Origin of the sequence: Nocardioides sp. Soil777, assembly GCF_001428425.1 — a bacterium.
GTDB classification, from domain to species: domain Bacteria; phylum Actinomycetota; class Actinomycetes; order Propionibacteriales; family Nocardioidaceae; genus Nocardioides; species Nocardioides terrigena.
In genome coordinates this window covers 21,453-44,504 of the sequence record NZ_LMSN01000004.1, presented here as the reverse complement: position 1 = coordinate 44,504, position 23,052 = coordinate 21,453, and the positions used below count along the sequence as shown (strand labels likewise).

Annotated in this window: 25 protein-coding genes, 1 tRNA gene and 1 pseudogene; 4 read left to right on the top strand and 23 right to left on the bottom strand. The window is 72.7% G+C overall.

Going from position 1 to position 23,052, the window contains the following annotated elements:
* Positions 1–90 precede the first annotated feature (90 nt).
* Positions 91–477: a VOC family protein gene (locus ASG88_RS05175; protein WP_056886374.1), complete on the top strand. Its 387-nt coding sequence runs from the start codon at positions 91–93 to the stop codon at positions 475–477.
* 22 nt (positions 478–499) lie between these two features.
* Here the strand turns inward: ASG88_RS05175 and ASG88_RS24010 are convergent, their stop codons facing one another.
* Positions 500–577, bottom strand: coding sequence for a DUF664 domain-containing protein (locus tag ASG88_RS24010; protein ID WP_200956360.1), 78 nt, complete (start codon positions 575–577; stop codon positions 500–502).
* A gap of 82 nt (positions 578–659) precedes the next feature.
* Positions 660–980 (bottom strand): annotated as a pseudogene (locus ASG88_RS23720) (DUF664 domain-containing protein); the annotation flags it as partial.
* 147 nt (positions 981–1,127) lie between these two features.
* On the opposite strand from ASG88_RS23720, the gene ASG88_RS05165 reads away from it, so the two are divergent.
* The gene (locus ASG88_RS05165) at positions 1,128–1,490 is read left to right on the top strand and encodes a YchJ family protein (protein WP_056886372.1); all 363 of its coding nucleotides are present in this window, start codon (positions 1,128–1,130) and stop codon (positions 1,488–1,490) included.
* 270 nt (positions 1,491–1,760) lie between these two features.
* Here the strand turns inward: ASG88_RS05165 and ASG88_RS05160 are convergent, their stop codons facing one another.
* The 6 genes from ASG88_RS05160 to ASG88_RS05135 form a co-directional block, all read right to left on the bottom strand.
* The gene (locus ASG88_RS05160; protein ID WP_056886371.1) at positions 1,761–2,291 is read right to left on the bottom strand and encodes a hypothetical protein; all 531 of its coding nucleotides are present in this window, start codon (positions 2,289–2,291) and stop codon (positions 1,761–1,763) included.
* On the bottom strand, positions 2,291–3,010 hold the full coding sequence (locus tag ASG88_RS05155; protein WP_056886370.1) for a VOC family protein: 720 nt from the start codon (positions 3,008–3,010) through the stop codon (positions 2,291–2,293). Before ASG88_RS05155 ends, ASG88_RS05160 begins: the two co-directional genes overlap by 1 nt.
* Before the next feature lie 38 nt (positions 3,011–3,048).
* A complete protein-coding gene (locus tag ASG88_RS05150) occupies positions 3,049–3,642 on the bottom strand; it encodes a hypothetical protein (RefSeq protein WP_056886369.1) in 594 nt (197 codons plus the stop codon).
* A gap of 82 nt (positions 3,643–3,724) precedes the next feature.
* Positions 3,725–4,336 carry a YigZ family protein gene (locus ASG88_RS05145; protein WP_056886368.1) on the bottom strand — a complete coding sequence of 204 codons (612 nt, stop codon included), beginning with the start codon at positions 4,334–4,336 and terminating at the stop codon, positions 3,725–3,727.
* Positions 4,333–5,385, bottom strand: a complete 1,053-nt coding sequence (locus ASG88_RS05140) for a YihY/virulence factor BrkB family protein (RefSeq protein ID WP_157559571.1) — start codon at positions 5,383–5,385, stop codon at positions 4,333–4,335. Before ASG88_RS05140 ends, ASG88_RS05145 begins: the two co-directional genes overlap by 4 nt.
* A 35-nt stretch (positions 5,386–5,420) precedes the next feature.
* Positions 5,421–6,197 carry a sulfite exporter TauE/SafE family protein gene (locus tag ASG88_RS05135; RefSeq protein WP_321163822.1) on the bottom strand — a complete coding sequence of 259 codons (777 nt, stop codon included), beginning with the start codon at positions 6,195–6,197 and terminating at the stop codon, positions 5,421–5,423.
* Between the two features lie 23 nt (positions 6,198–6,220).
* Between ASG88_RS05135 and ASG88_RS05130 the strand changes: the two genes are divergently transcribed.
* Positions 6,221–7,081: a cobalamin-binding protein gene (locus tag ASG88_RS05130; RefSeq protein WP_056886367.1), complete on the top strand. Its 861-nt coding sequence runs from the start codon at positions 6,221–6,223 to the stop codon at positions 7,079–7,081.
* Here the strand turns inward: ASG88_RS05130 and ASG88_RS05125 are convergent.
* Together ASG88_RS05125 and ASG88_RS05120 are read right to left on the bottom strand one after the other, a co-directional pair.
* Positions 7,068–7,517 (bottom strand): hypothetical protein, encoded by a 450-nt coding sequence (locus ASG88_RS05125; RefSeq protein ID WP_056886366.1) that lies wholly within the window; start codon positions 7,515–7,517, stop codon positions 7,068–7,070. The genes ASG88_RS05130 and ASG88_RS05125 overlap by 14 nt on opposite strands.
* Positions 7,518–7,522: 5 nt before the next feature.
* Positions 7,523–8,926 carry a cystathionine beta-synthase gene (locus ASG88_RS05120; protein ID WP_056886365.1) on the bottom strand — a complete coding sequence of 468 codons (1,404 nt, stop codon included), beginning with the start codon at positions 8,924–8,926 and terminating at the stop codon, positions 7,523–7,525.
* 40 nt (positions 8,927–8,966) lie between these two features.
* Between ASG88_RS05120 and ASG88_RS05115 the strand changes: the two genes are divergently transcribed.
* On the top strand, positions 8,967–10,082 hold the full coding sequence (locus ASG88_RS05115; protein ID WP_082599946.1) for an SGNH/GDSL hydrolase family protein: 1,116 nt from the start codon (positions 8,967–8,969) through the stop codon (positions 10,080–10,082).
* Positions 10,083–10,101: 19 nt separating this feature from the next.
* Here ASG88_RS05115 and ASG88_RS05110 read toward each other — a convergent pair whose 3' ends face one another.
* From ASG88_RS05110 to mfd, 13 genes are all read right to left on the bottom strand, one after another.
* Positions 10,102–11,001 (bottom strand): Bax inhibitor-1/YccA family membrane protein, encoded by a 900-nt coding sequence (locus ASG88_RS05110; RefSeq protein ID WP_056886364.1) that lies wholly within the window; start codon positions 10,999–11,001, stop codon positions 10,102–10,104.
* A 93-nt stretch (positions 11,002–11,094) separates the two neighbouring features.
* Positions 11,095–12,372, bottom strand: coding sequence for a calcium-binding protein (locus ASG88_RS05105; RefSeq protein ID WP_056886363.1), 1,278 nt, complete (start codon positions 12,370–12,372; stop codon positions 11,095–11,097).
* Positions 12,373–12,486: 114 nt separating this feature from the next.
* Positions 12,487–12,563 (bottom strand) — tRNA-Leu (locus tag ASG88_RS05100).
* 1 nt (position 12,564) lies between these two features.
* Positions 12,565–13,122: a peptide deformylase gene (locus tag ASG88_RS05095; RefSeq protein ID WP_235534738.1), complete on the bottom strand. Its 558-nt coding sequence runs from the start codon at positions 13,120–13,122 to the stop codon at positions 12,565–12,567.
* The gene (locus ASG88_RS05090) at positions 13,119–13,637 is read right to left on the bottom strand and encodes a glycine cleavage system protein R (protein ID WP_056886361.1); all 519 of its coding nucleotides are present in this window, start codon (positions 13,635–13,637) and stop codon (positions 13,119–13,121) included. Before ASG88_RS05090 ends, ASG88_RS05095 begins: the two co-directional genes overlap by 4 nt.
* Positions 13,634–14,488: a uracil-DNA glycosylase gene (locus ASG88_RS05085; protein ID WP_056886360.1), complete on the bottom strand. Its 855-nt coding sequence runs from the start codon at positions 14,486–14,488 to the stop codon at positions 13,634–13,636. The genes ASG88_RS05090 and ASG88_RS05085 overlap by 4 nt, the downstream gene beginning before the upstream one ends.
* Before the next feature lie 12 nt (positions 14,489–14,500).
* Positions 14,501–15,421, bottom strand: a complete 921-nt coding sequence (locus tag ASG88_RS05080; RefSeq protein WP_056886359.1) for a Ppx/GppA phosphatase family protein — start codon at positions 15,419–15,421, stop codon at positions 14,501–14,503.
* Complete coding sequence (locus ASG88_RS05075; protein WP_056886358.1) at positions 15,414–15,938, bottom strand: DUF501 domain-containing protein; 525 nt, start codon at positions 15,936–15,938, stop codon at positions 15,414–15,416. The genes ASG88_RS05080 and ASG88_RS05075 overlap by 8 nt, the downstream gene beginning before the upstream one ends.
* Complete coding sequence (locus ASG88_RS05070; protein WP_056886357.1) at positions 15,935–16,528, bottom strand: FtsB family cell division protein; 594 nt, start codon at positions 16,526–16,528, stop codon at positions 15,935–15,937. Before ASG88_RS05070 ends, ASG88_RS05075 begins: the two co-directional genes overlap by 4 nt.
* 19 nt (positions 16,529–16,547) lie before the next feature.
* On the bottom strand, positions 16,548–17,825 hold the full coding sequence (gene eno, locus ASG88_RS05065) for a phosphopyruvate hydratase (protein WP_056886356.1): 1,278 nt from the start codon (positions 17,823–17,825) through the stop codon (positions 16,548–16,550).
* A gap of 90 nt (positions 17,826–17,915) precedes the next feature.
* Positions 17,916–18,569 carry a MazG family protein gene (locus ASG88_RS05060; RefSeq protein WP_056886355.1) on the bottom strand — a complete coding sequence of 218 codons (654 nt, stop codon included), beginning with the start codon at positions 18,567–18,569 and terminating at the stop codon, positions 17,916–17,918.
* A gap of 4 nt (positions 18,570–18,573) precedes the next feature.
* Positions 18,574–19,266 carry a hypothetical protein gene (locus tag ASG88_RS05055; protein ID WP_056886354.1) on the bottom strand — a complete coding sequence of 231 codons (693 nt, stop codon included), beginning with the start codon at positions 19,264–19,266 and terminating at the stop codon, positions 18,574–18,576.
* Positions 19,263–22,838 carry a transcription-repair coupling factor gene (gene mfd / locus ASG88_RS05050; protein WP_056886353.1) on the bottom strand — a complete coding sequence of 1,192 codons (3,576 nt, stop codon included), beginning with the start codon at positions 22,836–22,838 and terminating at the stop codon, positions 19,263–19,265. The genes ASG88_RS05055 and mfd overlap by 4 nt, the downstream gene beginning before the upstream one ends.
* Positions 22,839–23,052: the final 214 nt, after the last annotated feature.

Sequence of the window (23,052 nt, the reverse complement as noted above, 5' to 3'; positions counted from 1 at the left end):
CGCAGGCCCGGTGCGGTCGCACTGGCCCCGTTGGGTCATGGCGTCCCGCACCGCCGGGGCGGACGATGGTGGGGACGAAGGAGGCACAGCATGGCACTCACCCACAGCGGGGTCGCGTTGATGCTCCCGGTCACCGACGTGGACCGCGCCACCCGGTTCTACCAGCAGTCCCTCGGGCTCGAGCTCACCGGGACCAACGACGAGGGCAGCGCGATGTTCGCCGTGGGGAGCGACGCACAGCTGGTGCTCCTGCCCCGGCCCGAGAGCAAGCCGTCGGAGAGCACGGCGATGAGCTTCGAGGTCGATGACGTCACCGCGGAGATCCGGACCCTGGAGGGTCGCGGGGTCGTCTTCGAGGACTACGACCTGCCCGAGCTGAAGACCGTGGACCACGTCTGCGAGTTCGGCGACGAGAAGGCCGCGTGGTTCAAGGACCCGGACGGCAACGTCCTGTGCCTGCACCAGGACCTGACCTGACCCGCCCTGACCCGGGGGTGCCTCAGAGGTCGACCGCGCCGTCCACGGACTCGCGGATCAGGTCCGCGTGCCCGGCGTGCCGGGCGTACTCCTCGACCATGTGCACCAAGATCCAGCGTCGCCACCGAGCCGTCGCTGCGAGCCCGCTTGCCCGGCTGGTCGAGGCCGCCGGCGGCCAGCGCCTCGTCGAGGGCCGCGTCGGACCTGGCCACCTCCGCGTCGTACATCGCCCGCAGCTCCTCGGGGCTGTCGTGCCGCGCCGAGCTCCAGTCCCAGTCCTCGTCGGCGTCCCAGTCGACGTCGGCCCAGAAGCCGACCGGCGGTCGGCCGTGCAGCGCGATGGTGAACCACCACTGCTCCACGAAGGCGAGGTGCTTGACCATCCCGCCCAGCGTCATCACGGCCGGGTGGCCGGGGATCGTCGCGGCCAGCTGGGCGGCGTCGAGTCCCGCGGTCTGGGTGCGGATCGTGTCCCGGTAGTAGTCGATCCAGCTCCGGAGCATGGTGACCTCGTCGGCGGCGAACGGCGGGTTGTGCGGATAGCTCGACATGGCGGGCACGCTAGCGGCGCGGAGCGACCACGGCACCCCGGTTTCGGTCCGGCAGTTTCGGTCCGGCGATTTCGGTCGCGCGGTCGTAGGGTCGACCGGGTGAACCTCACCCGTCCCTGCCCGTGCGGCTCGGGCGCGGCGTACGACGCGTGCTGCGGCCCGCTGCACCGCGGCACCGCCCTCGCCTCGACCCCCGAGCAGCTGATGCGGTCGCGCTACTCGGCCTACGCGCTCAACGAGCTCGACCACGTCTTCCGCACCTGGCACCCCCGCACCCGACCCGACGACGTGACGCCGGCGCCCGGGCTCACGTGGACCCGGCTCGAGGTGCTCGACGCGACCGGCGACGAGGTGGAGTTCCGCGCGCACCACATCACGCCGGACGGCCCGGGGGTGCTGCACGAGCGCAGCGTCTTCGAGCTGCGTGGCGGGCGCTGGGTGTACGTCGCCGCGGTCGGCTGACGCGGGTCGGCGCACCCGCGCAGCTCTGGGGCGAGACCCACCTGTCTTCTCTGCGCAGGTGCGCAGCTCTAGGTCGTGCTCGACAAGCCTTCCCTACGCACCTGCGCAACTCTGGCGTGGTCGACAGGCCTTCCCTGCGCACCTGCGCAACTCTGGCGTGCCATCGACGGCTCTTCCCTGCGCACCCGCGCAGGCAACCCGCCCGGGCCACCCGACATGCCTGCGCACGTGCGCAGGTAACCGCGCTGATCGGCGCAACGCGGTGCAGCGTCAGCCCGCGGCGGATGCGTGGCGCTCGGCGAGCGACTTCCAGGTGTGCAGCTGCTTGCGCATCATCACCAGGTCGCCCCACATCAGGGCGGACTGTCCGATGCCGGGCGAGGCCCCCGGCACGAGCAGGTCGCAGCGCAGCGCAGCACCGCCGGGGAGGTCCACCACCTGGTAGGCCATGAGGACACGACCGAACATCCGCACCGCGCCCGCCCGGGTGATCTCCAGCTCCACGGATCGCCCGGGATCCACGGCGCGCACGGTGAAGATGCTGAACCGCGCGCCCTCCTCGAACTCCCCCACTCCGGGCGTCAGCGTGCGCGGGCTGCGGCGGCCGAGGTTGTCGACGAGGTCATAGCTGTAGGGCGCGACCTGCAGCTGACAGACCCAGCGCCAGACGACCTCCGGTGGCGCGGCGACCCGCAGTCCGCGCGCGGCCCGCAGCCCGGGTCCGTGGTCGACGAAGTGGTCCGTGGTGCCGGCGAGGTCTCCCCAGGTCCACGGCAGGCCGGGTGCGGCGGCTCCCGTCACTACGGCGACCGGTCGGTGATGCAGTAGGAGAGCCCCGCCGGGTCGGCCATCACGGTCCACGCCTCGTGCTCGGCGACCAGCCGCGCACCGAGCGATGCGTGCCGGACGACCTCGCGGTCCCGCGAGCTGCACGCCACGTCGAGGTGGGCCCGCGTCGGTCCGGCCTCGTCGTCGAGGCGCTGGAGCAGGATCAGCAGGGCCTGGCGCTCGGGACGGACGAGGCGCTCGAACTCACGGAACGACGAGCCCGTCCGCTGCCAGCCCAGCAGCTCCTGCCAGAAGCCGGTCTCCGCGTCGTACGACGATGCGGGCACGTCGAGGCAGACCTGGTCGACCAGGCTCCTGGAGAGGTCCGGCCAGCGTGCGGGCGGCGCCGGCCGGGAGGCCGGGTGGGTGACGAGGCAGAAGGTCAGCCCGCCGGGCGACTCGAGGACGACGTACCCCTGGTCCGTGACCTCGGTGGCGCCCAGCGCGACCGCCCGGTCGGCCTCCGCGCGCGGATCGGTCACGTGCACGTCGAGGTGGATCCGGGCCTCCCCGGTCGCGACCCGCTGCATGCGCAGGTGGTCGTCGGCGTCCTCGCCCGGGTCGAGCGTGAGGAACTCGTCGTCCGCGCCGCGGCGCGGGGACGTCGACCACCCGGTGACGGCCGACCAGAAGGCCACCGTCTCCTCGAAGCGGTCCGCGGGTACGTCGACGAAGGCGCTCAACCAGAACACGTGCCGACCCTAGACACCCGGGGCCGGCACGTCACTGGTCACAGGGTGGGTCCCTGGCCCCGCAGCTTGTCGACCTCGGACATCGCGTCGCGCAGCTGGCCGAGCCACTCGTCGGCGTGCTCGCCGACCAGGCGGACCGACCAGGCCAGCGCGTCGGAGCGCGACCGGGCGACGCCGGCGTCGACGAGGGTGTCGAGCACCTGCCTCTCCGGCTGGCGCAGCCGCGTCATGACCGGTGCGGCCACGTGGGTGAAGAGCGCCGTGGTGCCGCCGAGGCTGGCGCCCCACGAGACCTTGCGCTGGTAGCGGGACTCGGCCTCGATCGCGATCTCGATCCGCTGCTCGCGGGTCTCGGACCGGAAGCGACCGATCCGCCCCTCGGCCTCGGCGGGCGAGAGGTCCCCCTCGGCGGTCAGCGTGCCGATGACCACGATCTCCTCGCGGTCCACGCTCACCTCGACCCCGTCGAACCAGCCGTCGGGCAGCCGCCCGGCGAACCAGTCCTGCGCGTCGTCGGCGCCCGGCAGGTCGGCGACCTGCCAGCCTCCACGGCGCCCGCGGCCCTCGCCGCGTCCGCGGCCCTCGCCACGGCGTCCGCGGCCTCGTCCGGTGTTCTCATCGGTGGTGTTCATCATGATCTCCCTGCAGTCATTACATGATTACACCGTAACAACGTATCACCACGCGAAACATTCCCGGCCAGGTCGGGGGATGTCAGACCCAGCGCTCCCCGACGCGCTCGACCGTGCCAGTGCCGCCGGTCAGTGCGGCCACGTGGGCGGCCACCCCGGCCGGCTCGGTCGACCCGAGCAGGAGCCGCACCGTGGCGGCGTACTCCACGTCCAGCACATCCACGCCCCGCACCCGCAGCTCGCTCTCGATCCGCCCCGCATCGGCGTGACCGACCACCAGGGCGAGCTCGGTGAGCAGGACCCGGCGCCGGGTGCCGGCCTCGACGAGCGCGGCCCGGACCGCGTCGCCGTACGCCCGGACGAGGCCGCCGGCGCCGAGCAGGGTGCCGCCGAACCATCGCGTGACCACCGCCGCCACGTCGGAGACCCCGGCCCCGAGGAGCACCTCGAGCATCGGGGCCCCGGCCGTGCCGCCGGGCTCCCCGTCGTCGCTGGAGCGCTGGAGCTCCGAGCGCGGGCCGATGACGAACGCCGAGCAGTGGTGCCGGGCGTCCCCGTGCAGCGCGCGGAGCTCGGCGACCACGGCGCGCGCCGACTCCTCGTCGTCCACCCGGCGCAGGGTGCACAGGAAGCGGGAGCGCCTGACCTCGACCTCGGCCGTCGCGTCGCGCGCCAGGGTGAGGTAGGACGTCACGGTGCGGGGTCCGCGAGGCGCTCCTGCTCGGGTACAGCGGCGCGCTCGGGCTCGGGCCCGCGCTCGGGCTCCGGCGCGACCGCGGGCTCCGGCTCCTCCCACGAGACCGACACCTTCTCGAAGCCCTTGTGGCGCTGCATCCGGGCGTACGACGCGTAGGCGCGGCGGTCGGCCGGCGTGAGGTCGACCGCGTCGGTGAACGGGGTGAGCAGGGCCCGGGGGTAGAGCTCACGGGCGATGACGACGTTGATCTCCATGGCCAGCACCGCCATCACCGCGCCGATGAAGAGGAAGCCGACGAGACCGAGCACCAGCCCGAAGGTCTTGGTCATCGCCGTCGTGCCGACCAGGACCTCGGAGACGTACAGGGCACCACCGAGCTGGAGCAGCTGGAACATCACCGCAAGGGAGAAGCCGCCAGGCGCGGCCCGGCGGAAGCTGTGCTGCCCGGTCGCGGCGAAGCGGAAGAGCACCGTCAGCCCGACGCCGACGACGAGCACCGTCACCAGCTGCAGCAGCCACCGCTCCCCCTGCTCGAAGAAGGTCGTCGTGGTGCTCGCGACCGTCGACAGGACCGAGACCCCGAGCAGCGCGAAGCCCGCGGTGAGGAGCAGGAGGAGGCTCTTGAGCCGAGAGTAGAACGGATTGGGCCGGGAGTTGCGCGGCACGGACCAGGCCACGTGCATGGCGTTCTGCAGCGACTGGGCCAGGCCCAACGCGCCGTAAAGGGCGGCGAGGGTTCCGAAGGCGACACCGGCCGCCGACCCGCGCAACCCCTCGGGACGGCCGAGCTGGTCACCGATGATCGGGAACTGCGCCAGCGCGGAGTCGAGGATCTCCTCCTGCCACTCCGGCTTGGCCCCGAGCACGAAGCCGAGGATCGAGGTGCCCAGCAGCATCAGGGGGAAGATCGCGACGAACGCGTAGTAGGTCAGCATCGCGGCCAGGTAGTTGCCCTGGTCGTCGAAGAACTTGTAGACGACCGCGAGCGGGAACCCGACCACCGGGTGCCTCCGCTGGAAGCCGTCGACCTTGTCCACCACGCTCACGGCAGCACGCTACCGGGGCGGGCGCAGCATCCGGGTCACCAGACGCCGAGCAGGTCCCCTCCGAGGCGGACGACGAAGCCCACGACGACCACGAGGAAGAAGATCCGCACGAACCTCGCGCCCCGGGCGACGGCCACGCGGGCACCGACGTACCCGCCCACGATGTTGGCCGCGGCCATGGCCAGGCCGAGCTTCCACATCACCGCCCCCATCGGGATGAAGACGACGAGCGCGGCCAGGTTGGTGGCCCAGTTGGCGAGCTTGGCCTTGGCCGAGGCCTCGAGGAAGTTGTAGCCGAGCAGTCCCACCAGCGCGAAGACGAAGAACGACCCGGTGCCGGGCCCGATCGCCCCGTCGTAGAAGCCGATCGCGAGGCCGGTGACGGCGACCGCCGAGACGTGGGTGCCGCCGCTGAAGCGCAGGTTGGTGAGCGTGCCCACCGACGGCTTGAACCAGACGTAGGCGCCGACGAGGACGAGCACGACCAGGATGATCGGGTCGAAGGCGCTGCGGGGCAGCATCGAGGCCACGAAGGCCCCGCCCAGCGACCCGGTGAAGGCCGCGAGCATGAGCGGCAGGAAGGTCCGCGGGTCTGGGCCCACCCGCCGGTAGTACGTCGCCGCGCTGATCGAGGTGCCGCAGAAGGACGCGAGCTTGTTGGTCGCCGCGATCTGGACCACCGAGGCACCGGGGAGGCCGATCAGCAGGGCCGGGAGCTGGATGAGTCCGCCGCCACCGACCACCGCGTCCACGAAGCCGGCGGCCAGGGCCGCGAGCATCAGCAGGAGCACGGTCTCGGTCGTCGGCTCCACACCGTCACCCTAGGCTGGAGCGCGTGCGCATCGTCTCCCTGCTCCCCTCGACCACCGAGATCCTCTTCGCGATCGGGGCGGGTGACGACGTCGTCGGCGTGACCTTCGAGTGCGACCACCCCGCCGAGGCCCGCGGGCGCACGATCGTGTCCACGAGCGCGATGCCGGAGGGGCTGACCCCGCGCGAGATCGACGACTTCGTGGCCGCCGCGATGCAGCGCGGCGACGACCTCTACCACCTCGACGAGGGTGCCCTCGCCGGCCTGGACGCCGAGCTGGTGGTCACCCAGGACCTGTGCGCGGTGTGCGCGGTCGACGTGTCCGTGGTCGACGACGCGCTGGCCCACCTCGGCTGCACCGCTGAGGTGCTGACCATCGACCCGCACACGCTGACCGAGGTGTTCGAATCGGTCCGGGCGCTCGGCCGGGCCACCGGCCACGACGTCGAGGCCGACGCCCTCGTGCAGGACACGCACCGGCGTCTCGCAGACGTCGTACGCCGCGTGGGCACCCGCCCGCGCCCCCGCGTCGTGCTTCTGGAGTGGACCGACCCGCCGTTCGCGCCCGGCCACTGGATCCCCGAGATGGTCGACCTCGCCGGCGGTGACCCGGTGCTCGGCACCGCCGGCGAGAAGAGCGTGCGGGTCACGTGGGAGGACGTCCACGCCGCTCGCCCCGACGTCGTCGTGGTGGCGCCCTGCGGCTACGACCGCGAGGGGTCGCAGGCGCTCGCCGACGAGCTGGTGGCGTCGGGGGTGCTCCCCGAGGGGGTGCCCGTGCACGCCGTCGACGCCAACGCCTCGTGGGCGCGCCCCGGCACCCGCCTCGTCGACGGGATCGAGGAGCTCGCCGAGGTGCTGTCGTCGGTCGTCAGGACCGCGTGACCGGCTGCACCACGACGGTGTCGTAGCCCTCCGGCACCGGCTCGCCGTAGCCCGGGCAGAAGAGGTCGCCCTCCTGCTCGGGGGCCAGCTCCTCGGTCGAGTTGCACCGGACCGTGGCCAGCGCCTCACCCTCGGCGACGAAGACGAACTCGAAGAGCGCCGAGCGCGCCTCGTCGCCGTCGTTGACGACGCGGGCCCGCACCAGCGGGTGCGTCTGCTCCTCGAGCGCGACGGTCTCGGTGATCGTGTCGTACTCCCAGCCCGCGGGGACGGTGAAGCCGTTCCAGGAGAACTCCTCGCCCACCTCCACGTCGACGGGAGCCTCGGGGTCGACCGGCTCGTCCTCGCTGCAGGCGACGGCGGACAGCGCCAGCACCGGGGCGAGGAGCAGGGCGGCGACGCGCGTGCGGGCGCGGCGGGTCACGTGGGAACGCATCCGCCTCAGCCCTTCGCCAGCTGGGCCAGCAGGTCCTGGCGGGTGATGACCCCGACGGGCTTGCCGTCCTCGTGGACGAGGGCCGCGTCGGCCTTCTCCAGCAGGTGCACGGCCTCGCGGGCCGGGGACGTGGATCCGATCGACGGCAGCGGCGCCGACATGTGGTCCTCGACCGGGTCCGTCAGCTTGGCCGTCCCGGCGAAGAGCGCGTCGAGCAGCGCCCGCTCGGAGACCGAGCCGGCGACCTCCGCCGCCACGATCGGCGGCTCGGCGCGGACCACGGGCATCTGCGAGACGCCGTACTCCTGGAGGATGTGGACCGCCTCGGCGATCGTCTCCGAGGGGTGCGTGTGCACCAGGTCGGGCAGCCGACCGGACTTGCCGCGCAGCACCTCCCCGACCGTGCGGGAGTCGGAGTCGCCCTCGGTGGCGAAGCCGTACTGGCCCAGCCACGCGTCGTTGAAGACCTTGGTGAGGTAGCCGCGGCCCGAGTCGGGCAGCAGGACGACGATCACCGCGTCGTCGCGGCCCTCGGCCGCGAGCTCGTGGGCGAGCTGGCGCGCGGCGTACGCCGCCATCCCGGACGAGCCGCCGACCAGCATCGCCTCCTCGCGGGCGAGGCGGCGGGTGAAGGCGAAGGAGTCGGCGTCGGAGACCTCGATGATCCGGTCGGCGATCGACCGGTCGTAGGTCTCCGGCCAGAAGTCCTCACCCACGCCCTCGACGAGGTAGGGGCGCCCGGTGCCACCGGAGTAGACGGACCCGGCCGGGTCGGCGCCGATCACCTGGATGTCGGGGTTCTGCTCCTTGAGGAAGCGACCGATGCCGCTGATCGTGCCGCCGGTGCCGACGCCCGCCACGAAGTGCGTGATCTTCCCGTCGGTCTGCTCCCAGATCTCCGGACCGGTGGTCTCGTAGTGGGAGCGCGGGTTGTGCGGGTTGGAGTACTGGTCGGGCTTCCAGGCGCCGGGCTGCGAGGCGAGGCGGTCGGAGACGTTGTAGTAGGAGTCCGGGTGCTCGGGGGCAACCGCCGTCGGGCAGACGACGACCTCGGCGCCGTACGCCTTGAGCACGTTGCGCTTGTCCTCGCTGACCTTGTCGGGGCACACGAAGATGCACTTGTAGCCCTTCTGCTGGGCCACCATCGCCAGCCCGACACCGGTGTTGCCGGACGTCGGCTCCACGATCGTGCCGCCGGGCTGCAGGGCGCCGGAGGCCTCGGCGGCCTCGATCATGCGCGTCGCGATGCGGTCCTTCACGGACCCGCCGGGGTTGAGGTACTCCACCTTGGCGAGCAGCAGGGGTCCCGATCGGGGGCCGTCTGCGGGGGCGGGCAGGTCCAGGGAGCGGTCGAGCCGCACCAGCGGGGTGTCGCCGATGAGGTCGAGCAGGGAATTCGCGTACTTCACCCTGCCAATCTAGCCAGATACCGGCCCGTAACATGAAGTCGTGGGAACCGCAGCCGCCGCTCGCAAGCTCGCCTCCGCCGCCGCCTTCGGTGGCGGGGGCCTCTCCGTGCTGGGTGCCGGGCTGTACGGCGTGCTGGTCGCCGAGGCCAAGCTCGCCCGCAAGACCATCGGGCGCCTCACCGAGGAGCCCCCGCCGGACGCGACCGGCTGGTACGGCCGCGGTCGGCCCGGGCCGGCGATCCGGATCGCCCTGCTCGGCGACTCGAGCGCCGCCGGCTACGGCGTGGAGCGCGTCGAGGACACGCCCGGCGCCCACCTGGCCAGCGGCGTCGCGACGCAGGCCCACCGGCGTGTGCACCTGCGCGAGCACGCGGTCGTCGGCGCCCAGTCCAGCCACCTGGCCAGCCAGGTCGACGCCGCGCTGGCGACCCACCCCGACGTGGCCGTCATCCTCATCGGCGCCAACGACGTGACCCACACGGTCACCCCGTCGCAGTCCGTGCGGCACCTCTCCGAGGGCGTACGCCGCCTGCGCGAGGCCGACGTCGCGGTCCTGGTCGGCACGTGCCCCGACCTCGGCACCATCAAGCCGATCGCGCCCCCGCTCAAGCAGGTCGCCCGCTCGTGGTCGCGCCGGCTCGCCGCCGCGCAGACGATCGCGGTCGTGGAGGCCGGCGGGCGCACCGTCTCCATCGGCTCGGTGCTGGGCCCCGAGTTCGCCGCCGCACCGGCCCTGCTCTTCGGCCCCGACCAGTTCCACCCCAGCGCCGACGGCTACCGCCAGCTGGCGGCCGTGCTCATCCCCTCCACGCTGGCCGCGCTCGGGCTCGGCCCCGACGACGAGGCGCTGCCCGAGGCCTTCCGCGGGGAGGGCGTCATGCCCGTGGCCGCCGCGGCCGCCCGTGCCGTCGAGAACCCCGGCACCGAGCTCGACGGCACCGAGGTGTCCGGCTCGCAGCGCGGCCTGCGCGGCCGGTGGGTCGAGCTGCGCCGTCGCCGTCGCCGTCCCGGCGGGGAGACCGAGTCCCCGGAGACCTCGGAGGGCGACGCCCAGCAGGAGGCCACCCAGGACGCCCGCGCGGACGGCGTACACGACCCCGGACAGCATGACGCCGGCCCCTCGTCCGAGGACGAGAGGCCGGCGGAGATGCGGTGACCCGGTCCGGGTCGGTCGATCAGTCCTGCGAGAAGATCGCGAGGATGCGGAGCAGGTTGGTGTAGATCCAGACGAGGCTGACGGTCAGCGCGAACGCCGCACGCCACGACTCGCTCTCGGGGAGGCCGGCGGCCACGCCCTTCTCGACGAAGTCGAAGTCGAGGATCAGCATGAACACACCGAGCACCAGGCCGCCGACGGCGAAGAGCAGGCCCATGCCGCCGAAGCCGAAGAACCCGATCTGGTTGCCGAAGAACCCGAGCACCATCTCGAGCAGGCCGAGGGCCACCATGCCGAACATGGCCGCGACCACGAAGGTGCGGAACTTGTTGCCGACCTGGATGTTGAAGAACTTGTAGGTCGCCAGGGTGCCCGCGAAGGCGGCAAAGGTGCCGATCACGGCCTGCACCACGATGTCGTAGCTGACACCGGCCACCAACGGGAGGAACTTGGAGAACGCACCGAGGAAGACGCCCTCGAGCGCGGCGAACGCGATCACCAGCGCGGGGCTGATGACCCGCTTGAACGAGTTGACCAGCGACAGCGCGAACGCGCCGAACGAGCCGACCATCAGCGCGAGGTAGAGCTTGTTGATCGTGTCGGGGTTACTCGTCCCGGACTCGGTGATCGAGTCACCGGTCCAGAACCAGGTCGCGGCCGCGGCGAGAACCACCACGAACAGCGTGACGGCGGTCTTCTGCACGACGCTGTCGACGGTCATCCGGCCGCCGTCGACCTCGGGGCCGGCGGTGCCGGTGCCCCACTGGGACGGGTCGGTCTGGCCGTAACCGGACTGGGGCGCCTGGCCGTAGCCCTGCTGGGGCTGGGCGCCGCCGGCGTAGGTCTGGTTGCCGTAGGCGTTGGAGCCCGCGCCGCTGAACTGCTCGGATCGGGCGAAGACTGGGTTGTTGCTCTTCATGTGGTCTCTCCTTGGAGGCCGGTGTGGATGCACCCACCTTACTCAGGTGCACGTCATTCCAAACGCGCGAGCGCACCCCGGTGTTCCCACGGGTCACTCGCATCCGCGGGTGGTCTCGCCCCGGCACCGGTCCGTCCCACCGCGCCCGCGGACCCGGTCGCGACCCGGCCCGCCCAGCAGCACGTCGTCGGCGTACGAGCCCTCGAGCCGGTCGTCGCCGCCGCGGCCCCTGGCCGTGTACGCCGCCCCGCCGCCCACCCGGTCGTCCCCCGGCGTGCCGAGGTAGGTCCAGCGACCGGGCGCGCCGGGCATGGTGACGCGTTCCAGAGCGTCGACGCCCAGGCGGACGCGGCCGCCGTCGGGGGTCCCGGCCCGGAAGACGCCGCGGCGGTGGTCGAAGGTCCCCCACGCGGGCCTGCGGGGCGTCCCCCGCCGCAGCACGGACACCGAGATCGCGTCGACCCCGTCGCCTCCGGTGACCGTGTGGCCCCCGCGCGAGAGGTAGAGCTCGAGGACGTCGGTGTCGGGGCCGCCGTCCATGGTCGTCGCACCCCGCTCCTTGCGGAGGTGGTCGCGACCGGGTCCGCCGGTCATCGTGTCCCTGCCTCCGGTGGAGTCGAGCGAGTCGTCCCCGGCGCCGCCGTCGAAGACGTCGTCGGCGTTCTCCCCCGGGGGTGGTGAGTACTCGTCCCAGGCGTTCATCACGAGGTCGTCGCCGCCGCGCGCGTCGATCCGGTCCCCACCACCGTTGCCGATGAGCTGGTCCGGGCCCTCCGTGCCGAGCAGGTGGTCGGAGTACGACGACCCGAGCAGCTCCACGACGTACCCGAGCGCGGGCTGCGGCTGGGCCACCACCAGCGTGTCGGCCCCCTCGCCCACCGCGGTGCCCGCGATCAGGTCGACGGTGACGCCAGTGGTCGAGCCGCTCAGGTCGAGGGTGTCGGCGGCGTTCCACCCGTCCCGGCGCAGGACCGTGTTGACGCCGAGGTCGACGAGGTCGTCACCCGGTCCGGGCACGACCACGTCCCCGGCGGGCTCGGCCTGGCTCTCGAACACGTTGAGTCGGCCGTTGGTGCCGCCGTACAGGCGGTCGTCACCCTCGCCACCGGTGATCTCGTCGGGTCCGGCGTCGCCGCAGACGACGTCGTCGCCGGCGCCACCGGCGATCAGGTCGCGCCCTCCGAGACCGGCGATGACGTCGTCACCGGGCGTGCCCGTCAGCCTGTCGCTGCCCTCCGTGCCCACGATGGTCGGCGTCCGCCCGTCGCACGTCGGCCCGACCGCGGCGACGGACCGGCCGACCGCCGGCACCCCGCCGGCCAGGACGAGTGGTGCGAGGACGAGTGCCGCCAGCGTCGCCCGGTGTCCCATGGTTCCCCCTCCATGCGTCGAGGTCCCACCCTAGGTCTTCGCGCAGCCCGGAGGATCCGACGGACCACAGCCGTCGGATCTTCCAGGCTGCGCCGCGGGCGGCGTCGTACGTGGTGGTGCCCCGACTGGGACTCGAACCCAGACTGCGCGGTTTTTAAGACCGCTTCCTCTGCCGATTGGGATACCGGGGCGCTACAGGTAGGTCTGGCGAGCGTAGATCGCGTGGGCTCCGGCCGCGCGGTCGAGGAACAACAGGCCGTCACAGTGGTCGATCTCGTGCTGGAGGGCACGGGCCTCGAAGGCGTTGGCTTCGACCACGACCTCCTCACCCGATCCCGGGAGCTGGCCGCGGACGACCACCCGGGTCGGGCGCTTCACGTCGCCGGTGAGGTCGGGGACGCTCATGCAGCCCTCACGGGCCCTCTCGTTGCGGCTCGACTCCACGACCTCGGCGTTGCACAGCACGAAGGTGCCGTGGTGGTCGCGGGTCTTCGGGTGCTCGGAGACGTCGACGCAGAAGACCTTGACGCCCTCCCCCACCTGCGGGGCGGCGAGGCCGACGCATCCCGGCGAGACCCGCATGGTGGCGACGAGGTCGGCGGCGAGCTGCACGACCTCGGGAGCGGTCGGGTCGACCCGGCCGCCGTCGGTCGACAGCACCCGGGCCGGAGCGCGTACGACGTCGCGGACGCGCCCGACGACGTCGAGGTCGGCCTCGGACCAGGCCGCCACTCGGGGGTGGGTGGTCACAGCTCGTCGGACTCCGCGGGCCGCAGCGTGACGCCGACGCCGAGCTGGTCGGCCACCGACCGGAGCGCCACCGCGAGCGCGTCGGTGTCGACCGATGCCGGGAGGTCCAGCTCGGCGATGAGCAGGTAGAGCTCGCCGGCCAGACGGGTGGTCAGGTCGGTGACGTTGCCGCCCACCTCGGCGACCTCGCCGATGACGGCCGACACGATGCCGGGCCGGTCGCCGCCGTGCACGGTGAGCACCCACTGGGTGCCGACCGGTCCCTGGGGCTGCTGGTCGGGCAGCTCGCGGACCGTGACGGTCAGGCTGCCGTCGGCGGCCAGCGGCGCCAGCGCCTCCTCGACCTCGGTGGCGCTGGCACCGCCCGCACACACCAGCGTCATGGCGAAGTGACCCCGCAGCAGCGTCATCGTCGAGTCCTCGAGGTTGAGGCCGAGCCCGGCGATCCGGTCGGTCGTCCCGGCGATGATCCCCGGACGGTCGTGGCCGAGGACGGTGATGGCGAGGAGGGTCACCGAGGCATTGTGTCAGCGCCCGCGGGCCCTGCTGCCAGCGCCTGCGCCCGGCGGAACACGTCGTCGAGCATGTCCGGCGTCAGCCGGCCGGTGAAGGTGTTGTGCTGCGACGGGTGGTAGCTCCCGAGCAGGGTCACGCCGCCGATGCCCACCTCGGCGGCGTGCCCGAAGCGCGGTCGTGGCCGCGGCACGTCGAGGCCCAGCCCGGCCAGCCCGGTGAGGGCCCCCGCCCACCCGTAGGCGCCGAGGGCGACCACGACGCGGACGTGCGGAGCGAGCAGCCGCAGCTCGGTGTGCAGCCAGGGGGCACAGGTGTCGCGCTCCTCCGGCGTCGGCTTGTTGTCCGGGGGCGCGCACCGCACCGTGGCGACCATCCGGGTGTCGAGGAGGCGCTGCCCGTCACCCGCGTGGGTACTGGTCGGCAGGGTCGCGAGCCCGACCCGGTGCAGGCTGGCGAAGAGCCAGTCGCCGCTGGAGTCACCGGTGAAGACCCGGCCGGTGCGGTTGCCGCCGTTGGCCGCGGGCGCGAGCCCGACGACCAGGATCCGGGCCCGAGGGTCCCCCCACCCGGGGATGGGTCGGCCCCAGTAGGGCTGGTCGGCGAACGACGCCCGCTTGTCGCGCGCCACGTCCTCGCGCCAGCGCACCAGCCGCGGGCAGGCCGAGCAGACGCTGACGCGCGCCTCGAGCTCCGCGAGGTCGTCGGTCGCCGCGAGGCGTCGTACGCCGCCGGCGGAGCGCGCCACCCGGGTGCCGTGCGCCGCGGGGTCCTCCGGCCAGCCGGTGCCCGGTGGCACCGGGGAGGCGAACGCCTGCCCGGTGAGGGGGTGTGGGAGGTCGACGACACCCACGACCGGCCTCGCTCAGGACCCGGTCGACGAGGAGATGGAGGCTGCGATGCCGTGCAGGATGTCGGCCTCGGAGACGCGGTAGGTCGGCACCGACGCACGCGCCAGGATGCCGGTCCAGATGAGCGCCCCGGCGGCGACCACGTCGGCGCGACCCGGGTGCATGTAGGGCAGCGCGCGGCGCTCGGCGACGGTCATCGCCACCAGCCGGTCGCAGTAGTCGAGGGTGTCCGCGATCGACAGCTCGGCACCGTCGAAGGCGTCGCGGTCGTAGGCCGGCAGGTCCAGGACACCGCAGGCGATCGTCTTGATCGTCCCCGAGGTGCCGATGACCGTCCGGGCGAGCTCGACCTCGAGGCCGGACCCGTCGAGGTGGCGCACGATGTCGGCGACGCACTCGGTGACCTGCTCGACGGTCGGCGGGTCGGAGTGCAGGTGGCGCTCGTGCAGGCGCACCGACCCGATGTCCATCGAGGTCGACTCCTGCGGGCCGTCCTCGCCCAGCACCAGCTCGGTCGACCCACCGCCGATGTCGACGACCAGCACCGGCTCGGGCGGCATCGGCGACAGCGCACCGATCGCGCCGGCATACACCAGGGCGGCCTCCTCGGGCCCGGACAGCACCTGCGGGGTGACGCCGAGGCGGGTGCGCACCCCCTCGACGAAGACGGCGGCGTTGCGGGCGTCGCGGGTGGCCGAGGTGGCGCAGAACCGGGTGCGCTCCGGCGGCACACCGTGCTCACGCAGCACCCCGGCGAACTCGTCGATGGCGGAGAAGGTCCGGGCCAGCGCCTCGGCGGCCAGCTCGCCGGTGGTGTCGACGCCCTGGCCGAGCCGCACCACGCGGGAGTCGCGCAGCACGATGTCGGGCGGGGTGCCGATGAGCAGCTTGATGGAGTTGGTGCCGCAGTCGATCGCGCCGACGAGCTCAGTCATCCGGGCCGGGCCGCTCGACGCAGGGGCCGCTGGCCCACCACTCGCCCAGCAGGTCGAGGACCTCGTCGCCGAGCGGGTTGACGCCACGCCCCTGGGCCAGCGACTGGCCGGCCAGGACGTGCAGGCACTTGACCCGGTCGGGCATGCCGCCGGCGCTGATCCCCTCGATCTCGGGGACGTCCTGCCCGGCACCGGCGCCGAGCTCGTCGCGCGCCGCGAGGTAGGCCTCGTGGGCGGCACGGTAGGCCGCCGCGAGCTCGGGGTCCTCGCCGAGGCGGTCCTGCATCTCCTTCATCAGGCCGGAGCCCTCGAGGGTGCCGATGCGCGAGGCCGCGCGCGGGCAGGTGAGGTAGTAGGTCGTGGGGAACGGCGTGCCGCTGGGCAGCCGCGGCAGCGTGGTCACGACGTCGGGGTTGCCGCACGGGCACCGGTGCCCGATCTCGTGGATCGCGCGGGGCTCCCGGCCGAGCTGGGCCGCGACCGCGGCGACGTCGGCGGGCTCTGCTGGAGGGGTCACTGCTGTCCGGACTTGTCGAGCTTGACGCCGTCGATGACCGACGGCGTCTCGGGCTGGGGTGCGGGCGGGTTGCCGGCGAGCTCCACGGAGTCCCAGGCCGGGGACCACCAGGCGGTCGGCTCGATCCTGAGCACGTCGTCGGGATCGTTGAGGGTTGCCTGCTGCTCGAGCGGCTGACCGTTCTCGTCGAGCACCTGGAAGCCGGTCTCACCGGGCATCAGGTAGCCGAAGCGGGCGCGGGCCTGGGCCTTGACGTAGGCCGGGTCCTCCCAGCGCTGCTTCTCGCGCTCGAGGTCGTTGATGCTCGCCTCGCGCTCGGCGATCGCCGTCTTGAGGTCGGAGATGTGCGAGCGCTGCTGGATGTAGGCCCGAAGCGACGAGGCGTACGACACCGTCAGCACCGCCAGGACGAGCACCAGCACCGCGGCGCGCCCGGTGAGCCGGGGGCGACGCGGCCTGCCGTCGGCGCCGGGGCGCGCCTCCGCCGGGGTGGTCGGTCGGGACACGGCGGACCGGCCGCGCTGCGTGCGCGAGCCGGGCCCCGTGGTCCCACCGGGTCCACCCCGGGGAGTACGACGCTGTGGAGCCATGGGGAGCAGTCTGCCCCGATCAGCCCGTGAATCGGGGGAACGCGCCCGCGCCGGCGTAGCGAGCCGCGTCACCCAGCTCGTCCTCGATGCGCAGCAGCTGGTTGTACTTGGCCACCCGCTCGGAGCGGGCCGGCGCACCGGTCTTGATCTGGCCGCAGTTGGTGGCGACGGCGAGGTCGGCGATGGTCGTGTCCTCGGTCTCGCCCGAGCGGTGGCTCATCATGCAGCGGAAACCGTTGCGGTGCGCGAGGTCCACGGAGTCGAGGGTCTCGGTGAGCGAGCCGATCTGGTTGACCTTGACCAGCAGGGCGTTGGCGGACTGCTCCGCGATGCCGCGACCGAGGCGCTCCACGTTGGTGACGAACAGGTCGTCGCCGACGATCTGGGTCTTGTCGCCGAGCTGGGCGGTGAGGGTCTGCCACCCGGTCCAGTCGTCCTCGTCCAGCGGGTCCTCGATGGAGACGATCGGGTACGCCGCGACGAGCTCGGCGTAGTAGGCGATCATCTCGTCCGAGGACTTCTTCGCGCCCTCGAAGGCGTACTTCTTCTTGTCGTGGAACTCGCTGGCCGCGACGTCGAGCGCGAGCCCGAAGTCCTTGCCGAGCTTGAAGCCGGCCGACTTGATCGCCTCCGCGATCAGGTCGAGGGCGGCGCGGTTGGAGGAGAGGTCGGGGGCGAAGCCGCCCTCGTCACCGAGGCCGGTGGCGAGGCCCTTCTTCTTCAGCACGGCCTTGAGCGCGTGGTAGACCTCGGCACCCTGCTGCAGTGCCTCGGCGAAGGTCGCGGCGCCGATCGGGGCGATCATGAACTCCTGGATGTCCACGTTGGAGTCCGCGTGGGACCCGCCGTTGAGGATGTTCATCATCGGCACCGGCAGCAGGTGCGCGTTGGGGCCGCCGACGTAGCGGAACAGCGGCAGGCCGGCCGACTCCGACGCCGCCCGGGCGGTCGCGAGCGAGGCGCCGAGGATGGCGTTGGCGCCGAGCTTGGCCTTGTTGGGCGTCGCGTCGAGGTCGAGCATCGCCTGGTCGACGAGGCGCTGGTCGTCGGCCTCGAGGCCCACGATCACGCCCGCGATGTCCTCGGTGACGCCCTTGACGGCCTTCTGCACGCCCTTGCCGAGGTAACGCTTGCCGCCGTCACGCAGCTCGACGGCCTCGAAGGCGCCGGTGGAGGCACCGCTGGGCACGGCGGCGCGACCGAACGCGCCGTCGTCGAGGAGGACCTCCACCTCGACGGTGGGGTTGCCTCGGGAGTCGAGGATCTCGCGGGCGCCGACAGCTGCGATGGATGCCACAGGTTGCTCCTGGGAAGTCGTGGGTGGGGTCACGTGCGACCTCAGCCTAGACCCGCCGGCACCCGCGCTGCCGGGGCCGTTCGGGGGCCGTCACTCCTCGGCGGCGGCGACCGTGCGGCGTACGGCGTGGCGCAGCGCCTGCTCGGGGTCGACGCCGGCGGCGCGCGACTCGGCGACCAGGGCCAGCAGCCGGTCGCCGACCTCCTCGGGCGTCATGGGGGTCGGTCGCGCCGGCGACCGGTCCTCATGACGTCCCGCCCGCTCGAGGCGGTCCAGCACCTTGTCGGCCGCGAGCAGCGCGGGCAGACCGGGCGGGAGCCCCTCGGTGACCGATGTCCGGTGGGACTTCTCCTGCGCCTTGCGGCGCTCCCACTCGGCGTTGACCTCCTCGGCGGTGAGGGTCTCGCCGGTGGGCTCGCCGAAGACGTGGGGGTTGCGGCGGCGCAGCTTGGCCACGATGTCCGCGGCGACGTCGTCGATGGTCCACTCCCCGCGCTCCTCGGCGATCGCGGCGTGGAAGTAGACCTGCAGCAGCAGGTCGCCCAGCTCCTCGCGCAGGTGGTCCCAGTCCCCGGACAGCTCGCCGGCGTCGATCGCCTCGAGGGTCTCGTGCGCCTCCTCGAGGAGGTAGCGCGCCAGCGAGCCGTGCGTCTGCGCGGCCTTCCACGGGCACTCCGCCCGCAGCCGGCGCATCACCGCGACGAACTCGACCAGGGACTCCCCCGACGCGGGCTCCGGTCCCACGGGGTCAGCCGCAGCGGTGGTTCTCGGGCAACGTGTTGGCGTAGGTGGCGTCCGGCTCGGTCGCCAGGCCCGCCAGTGCCGCCTCGCCGACCGCGACCGACAGGTTGGTGTCGACCGGGGTGAGCGTGCCGTCGACCATCTCCACGCCGTAGCGCGGGTCGATGGTCACCCCGTTGGCGTCCGGCCACGAGGTGAAGATGTCGGTGCCCGCCTGGGTGACCTGGTCGACGGTCGGCTCCTCGAAGCCCTCCTCGACGAGCTGGGCGCGGCCCACCTGCTCGAGGATGTCGGTGGCCAGCGCGTTGGCGGTCATCACCTCCACGTAGTCCTCGCGGACCTCCTCGGGGAAGGCCTCGGCGGCGCGACGACGGGAGGCGAGGTCGCGCTCGTACGTCGCGCCCGGCTCCACGCCGTACTCGTCGGCGATCTGCTCGGCCGTCGACGACAGCGTCATCAGCTGCACGACGCCCTGACGGATGAAGCCCATCGGCACCACGGTGCCGTTGGCGCTGAACTCGTCGCCGAGCGCGGTGCACACGTGGCCCGAGGCGCGGTCGACGGTGCGCGTGGAGATCGTCTCGTCGCCGACCTCGATCGCCACGCCGGGCTGGGCGCTGCCGCAGCCGGTGAGCACCAGGCCGGAGAGGGCGACGGCCCCCGCCGTCCGCAGGACGGTTGTCAGACGGGTCTTGCTCACGCGTCACTCCTCGACGACTGGTGCGGCTGCCCGGACTGGCGCGCCTCGGGCGGGTCGATGATGGTGTCGATCACACCACGGGCCCATTCAAGCAGGGCGATGCCCGTGATCGGCTTGCCCCCGACCACGGCGGTCTGCGGGCGCGGCACCAGGATCGTGCTCACCGGCGCCTTGACGATCGACCGCGGGTAGATCCGGTTGAGGCGTACGACGCGCGACTCGGGCAGGTCGACGGGTGCGAACCGCACGTTCTTGCCCGCGAGCGTGATCTCCGCGACGCCGGCCGTCCTGGCCCGGGCGCGGAACCGCGCGACCACCATGAGCGACTCCACGACGGCCGGCGGCTCGCCGTACCGGTCGACGAGCTCCTCGCGCAGCCCGTCGACGTCCTCGTCGGAGCGCACCTCGGCGAGGCGCTTGTAGATCTCGAGGCGCAGCCGCTCGGAGGGGATGTAGTCGTGCGGCAGGTGCGCGTCGACCGGGAGCTCGATGCGGACCTCGTTGACCTCGGGCTCGGCATCGCCCTTGAAGTCCTGCACCGCCTCCCCCACCAGGCGCACGTAGAGGTCGAAGCCGACGTCGGCGATGTGGCCGGACTGCTCGCCACCGAGCAGGTTGCCGGCCCCGCGGATCTCGAGGTCCTTCATCGCGATCGCCATGCCGCCTCCGAGGTCGGAGTGCTGGGCCAGCGTCGCGAGCCGCTCGTGGGCGGTCTCGGTGAGCGGCTTCTCCGCCGGGTAGAGGAAGTAGGCGTAGGCGCGCTCGCGTGAGCGGCCGACCCGACCGCGCAGCTGGTGCAGCTGGGACAGGCCCAGGGTGTCGGAGCGCTCGATGATCATCGTGTTGGCGTTGGACACGTCGAGGCCGGACTCCACGATCGTCGTGCAGACGAGCACGTCGAAGCGCTTCTCCCAGAAGTCGAGCATCACCCGCTCGAGCTGGTGCTCCCCCATCTGGCCGTGCGCCGTCGCCACCCGCGCCTCGGGCACGAGCTCGCGGATGTGCGCCGCGGCCTTCTCGATGGAGTTGACCCGGTTGTGGATGAAGAAGACCTGTCCCTCGCGCAGCAGCTCGCGGCGCACGGCGGCGACCACCTGGCGGTCCTCGTAGGCACCGACGTAGGTGAGCACCGGGTGGCGCTCCTCCGGCGGGGTGGTGATCGTGGACATCTCGCGGATGCCGGTGACCGCCATCTCGAGCGTGCGCGGGATCGGGGTCGCGCTCATGGAGAGCACGTCGACCGAGGTGCGGAGCCGCTTCATCTGCTCCTTGTGCTCGACACCGAAGCGCTGCTCCTCGTCGACGATGATCAGGCCGAGGTCCTTCATCCGGATGTCGGGGTTGAGCAGGCGATGGGTGCCCACGACGACGTCGACCTCACCGGTGGCGAGCTGCTCGATGACCTCCTTGGCCTCCTTGTCGGTCTGGAAGCGCGAGAGTCCCTTGAGCACGACCGGGAAGCCGCTCATCCGCTCGGCGAAGGTGCTCAGGTGCTGGGTCACGAGCAGCGTCGTCGGCACCAGCACGGCCACCTGCTTGCCGTCCTGCACCGCCTTGAACGCCGCCCGCACCGCGATCTCGGTCTTGCCGTAGCCCACGTCGCCACACACCAGCCGGTCCATCGGCACGGTGCGCTGCATGTCGGCCTTGACCTCGTCGACGGTGCTCAGCTGGTCGGGGGTCTCGTTGAACGGGAAGGCGTCCTCGAGCTCGCGCTGCCACGGGGTGTCCGGGCCGAAGGCGTGGCCCTGGGTCGCCTGCCGCGCGGCGTACAGCTTGATCAGCTCGGCCGCGATCTCGCGGACCGCCTTGCGGGCGCGGTTCTTGCGCTTGGTCCAGTCGCCGCCGCCGAGCCGGTCGAGGCTGGGCTGCTCACCGCCGACGTAGCGGGTGACCTGGTCGAGGGTGTCGGCCGGCACGAAGAGCCGGTCCGGCGGCGCGCCCCGCTTGGACGCGCCGTACTCCAGGACGAGGTACTCGCGGGTCGCACCGGCCATCTCGCGCTGCATCATCTCGACGAAGCGGCCGACGCCGTGCTGCTCGTGGACGACGTAGTCGCCGGCCTTGAGCTCGAGCGGGTCGATCTGCTTCTTGCGGCGGGCCGGCATCTTGCGCATGTCGCGCGTGGAGGCCTTCTGCCCGCTCAGGTCCTCGCCGGTGACCAGGGCGACCCGCACGGACGGGTCGACGAGGCCCTGGGTGATGCAACCGGTGGTGACGGTCACGACGCCGTCGCCGACCGCGTCCAGGCCCGCCGGGACGTCGTGCTCCCCGAGCACCTCGACCATCCGCTCGGCCGGGCCGTGTCCGGGGTGGACGACCGTGACGCGGTAGCCGCCGGCGAGCCAGCCGCGGATGTCGGCGACGGCCCGCTCGAGGTCACCGCGGTAGGCCTCGGCGGGTTGGGCCTCGAGCGCCCGGGACCGGACGGCGCCGACCATGACGTCGAGGTCGACACCGGCGTCCTCGGGCGTCTCGATCCCGAAGGGGCTCACGCTCCACCACGCGAGCCGGCGGTCGATGACGTGCTCGCGGACGTCGGCGACCTCGCGGTACGACGCGGTGGACAGGTCGATCGGCGACTGGCCGCCGCTCGCCGCGGCCGCCCAGCTCGCGCCGAGGAACTCCTCGCTGGTCGCGACCAGGTCGTGGGCCCGGCTGCGGGCGCGCTCGGGGTCGAGCACCAGGACCGTGGTGTCGTCGGGCATCAGGTCGACGAGCAGCTCCATCTCGTCGACGAGCGCGGGCGCCAGCGACTCCATGCCCTCCACGGCGATGCCGGCCGAGATCTTGTCGGTCAGCTCCAGCAGCTGCGGGTGCGCCCGGCCCAGCTCGGCCGCGCGGCGGCGTACGTCCTCGGTGAGCAGCAGCTCGCGGCACGGCGGCGCCCACAGGCGCTCGACGGCGCCCATGGTGCGCTGGTCGGCGACCGCGAAGGCGCGGATCTCCTCGACGTCGTCCCCCCAGAACTCCACCCGCAGCGGGTGCTCCTCGGTGGGCGGGAAGACGTCGACGATGCCACCGCGGACGGCGAACTCGCCGCGCTTCTCGACCATGTCGACCCGCGTGTACGCCGCGTCGGCGAGACCGCGGACGACGTCCTCGAGTGCGGTGGTCTGGCCGGGCACGAGCTCGACGGGCTCGAGGTCCGCCAGTCCCTTGACCTGCGGCTGGAGGATCGACCGGATCGGCGCGACGACCACCGAGAGCGGTCCGTTGGTCGCGTCGGTGCCGGGGTGCCGCAGCCGTCTCAGCACGGCCAGCCGTCGACCGACGGTGTCGCTGCGGGGGCTCAGCCGCTCGTGGGGCAGCGTCTCCCAGCTCGGGTAGTGGGCGACCCGCGCCGGGTCGACGAGGTCGACCAGCTCCTCGACGAGGTCCTCGGCCTCGCGGGCGGTCGCGGTGACGGCCAGCACGGTGCGACCCGCCTCCACGAGCCCGCGGATGACGAAGGGACGCACGGCGGCAGGGCCGGTCAGGTCGAGGGTGGCGACGTCGCGGGCGTCGGCCATCGCCTCGGCCAGCACGGGTCCGGCCAGCAGGTCGTCGGCCACACGGGTGAGCGTGGTCATCGGGTCCTCTCATCGGGTCGGCACGACCCGTGGGGGCACGCCGTCGGGCCCCCGTCCAGCGCTGGACGGGGGTGCTGCCGTCCAGTCTACGAAAGCACCGGGGGGCGGACCGGTCCGGTGGGTTTGGGCGCCCTCCCGCCGGGGTAGCGTCGCGGCCAGCGGGCCACGGGGCCCGCGACTGTCATCGCGGGCGTCCACGGGCGCCTCTCGAGAA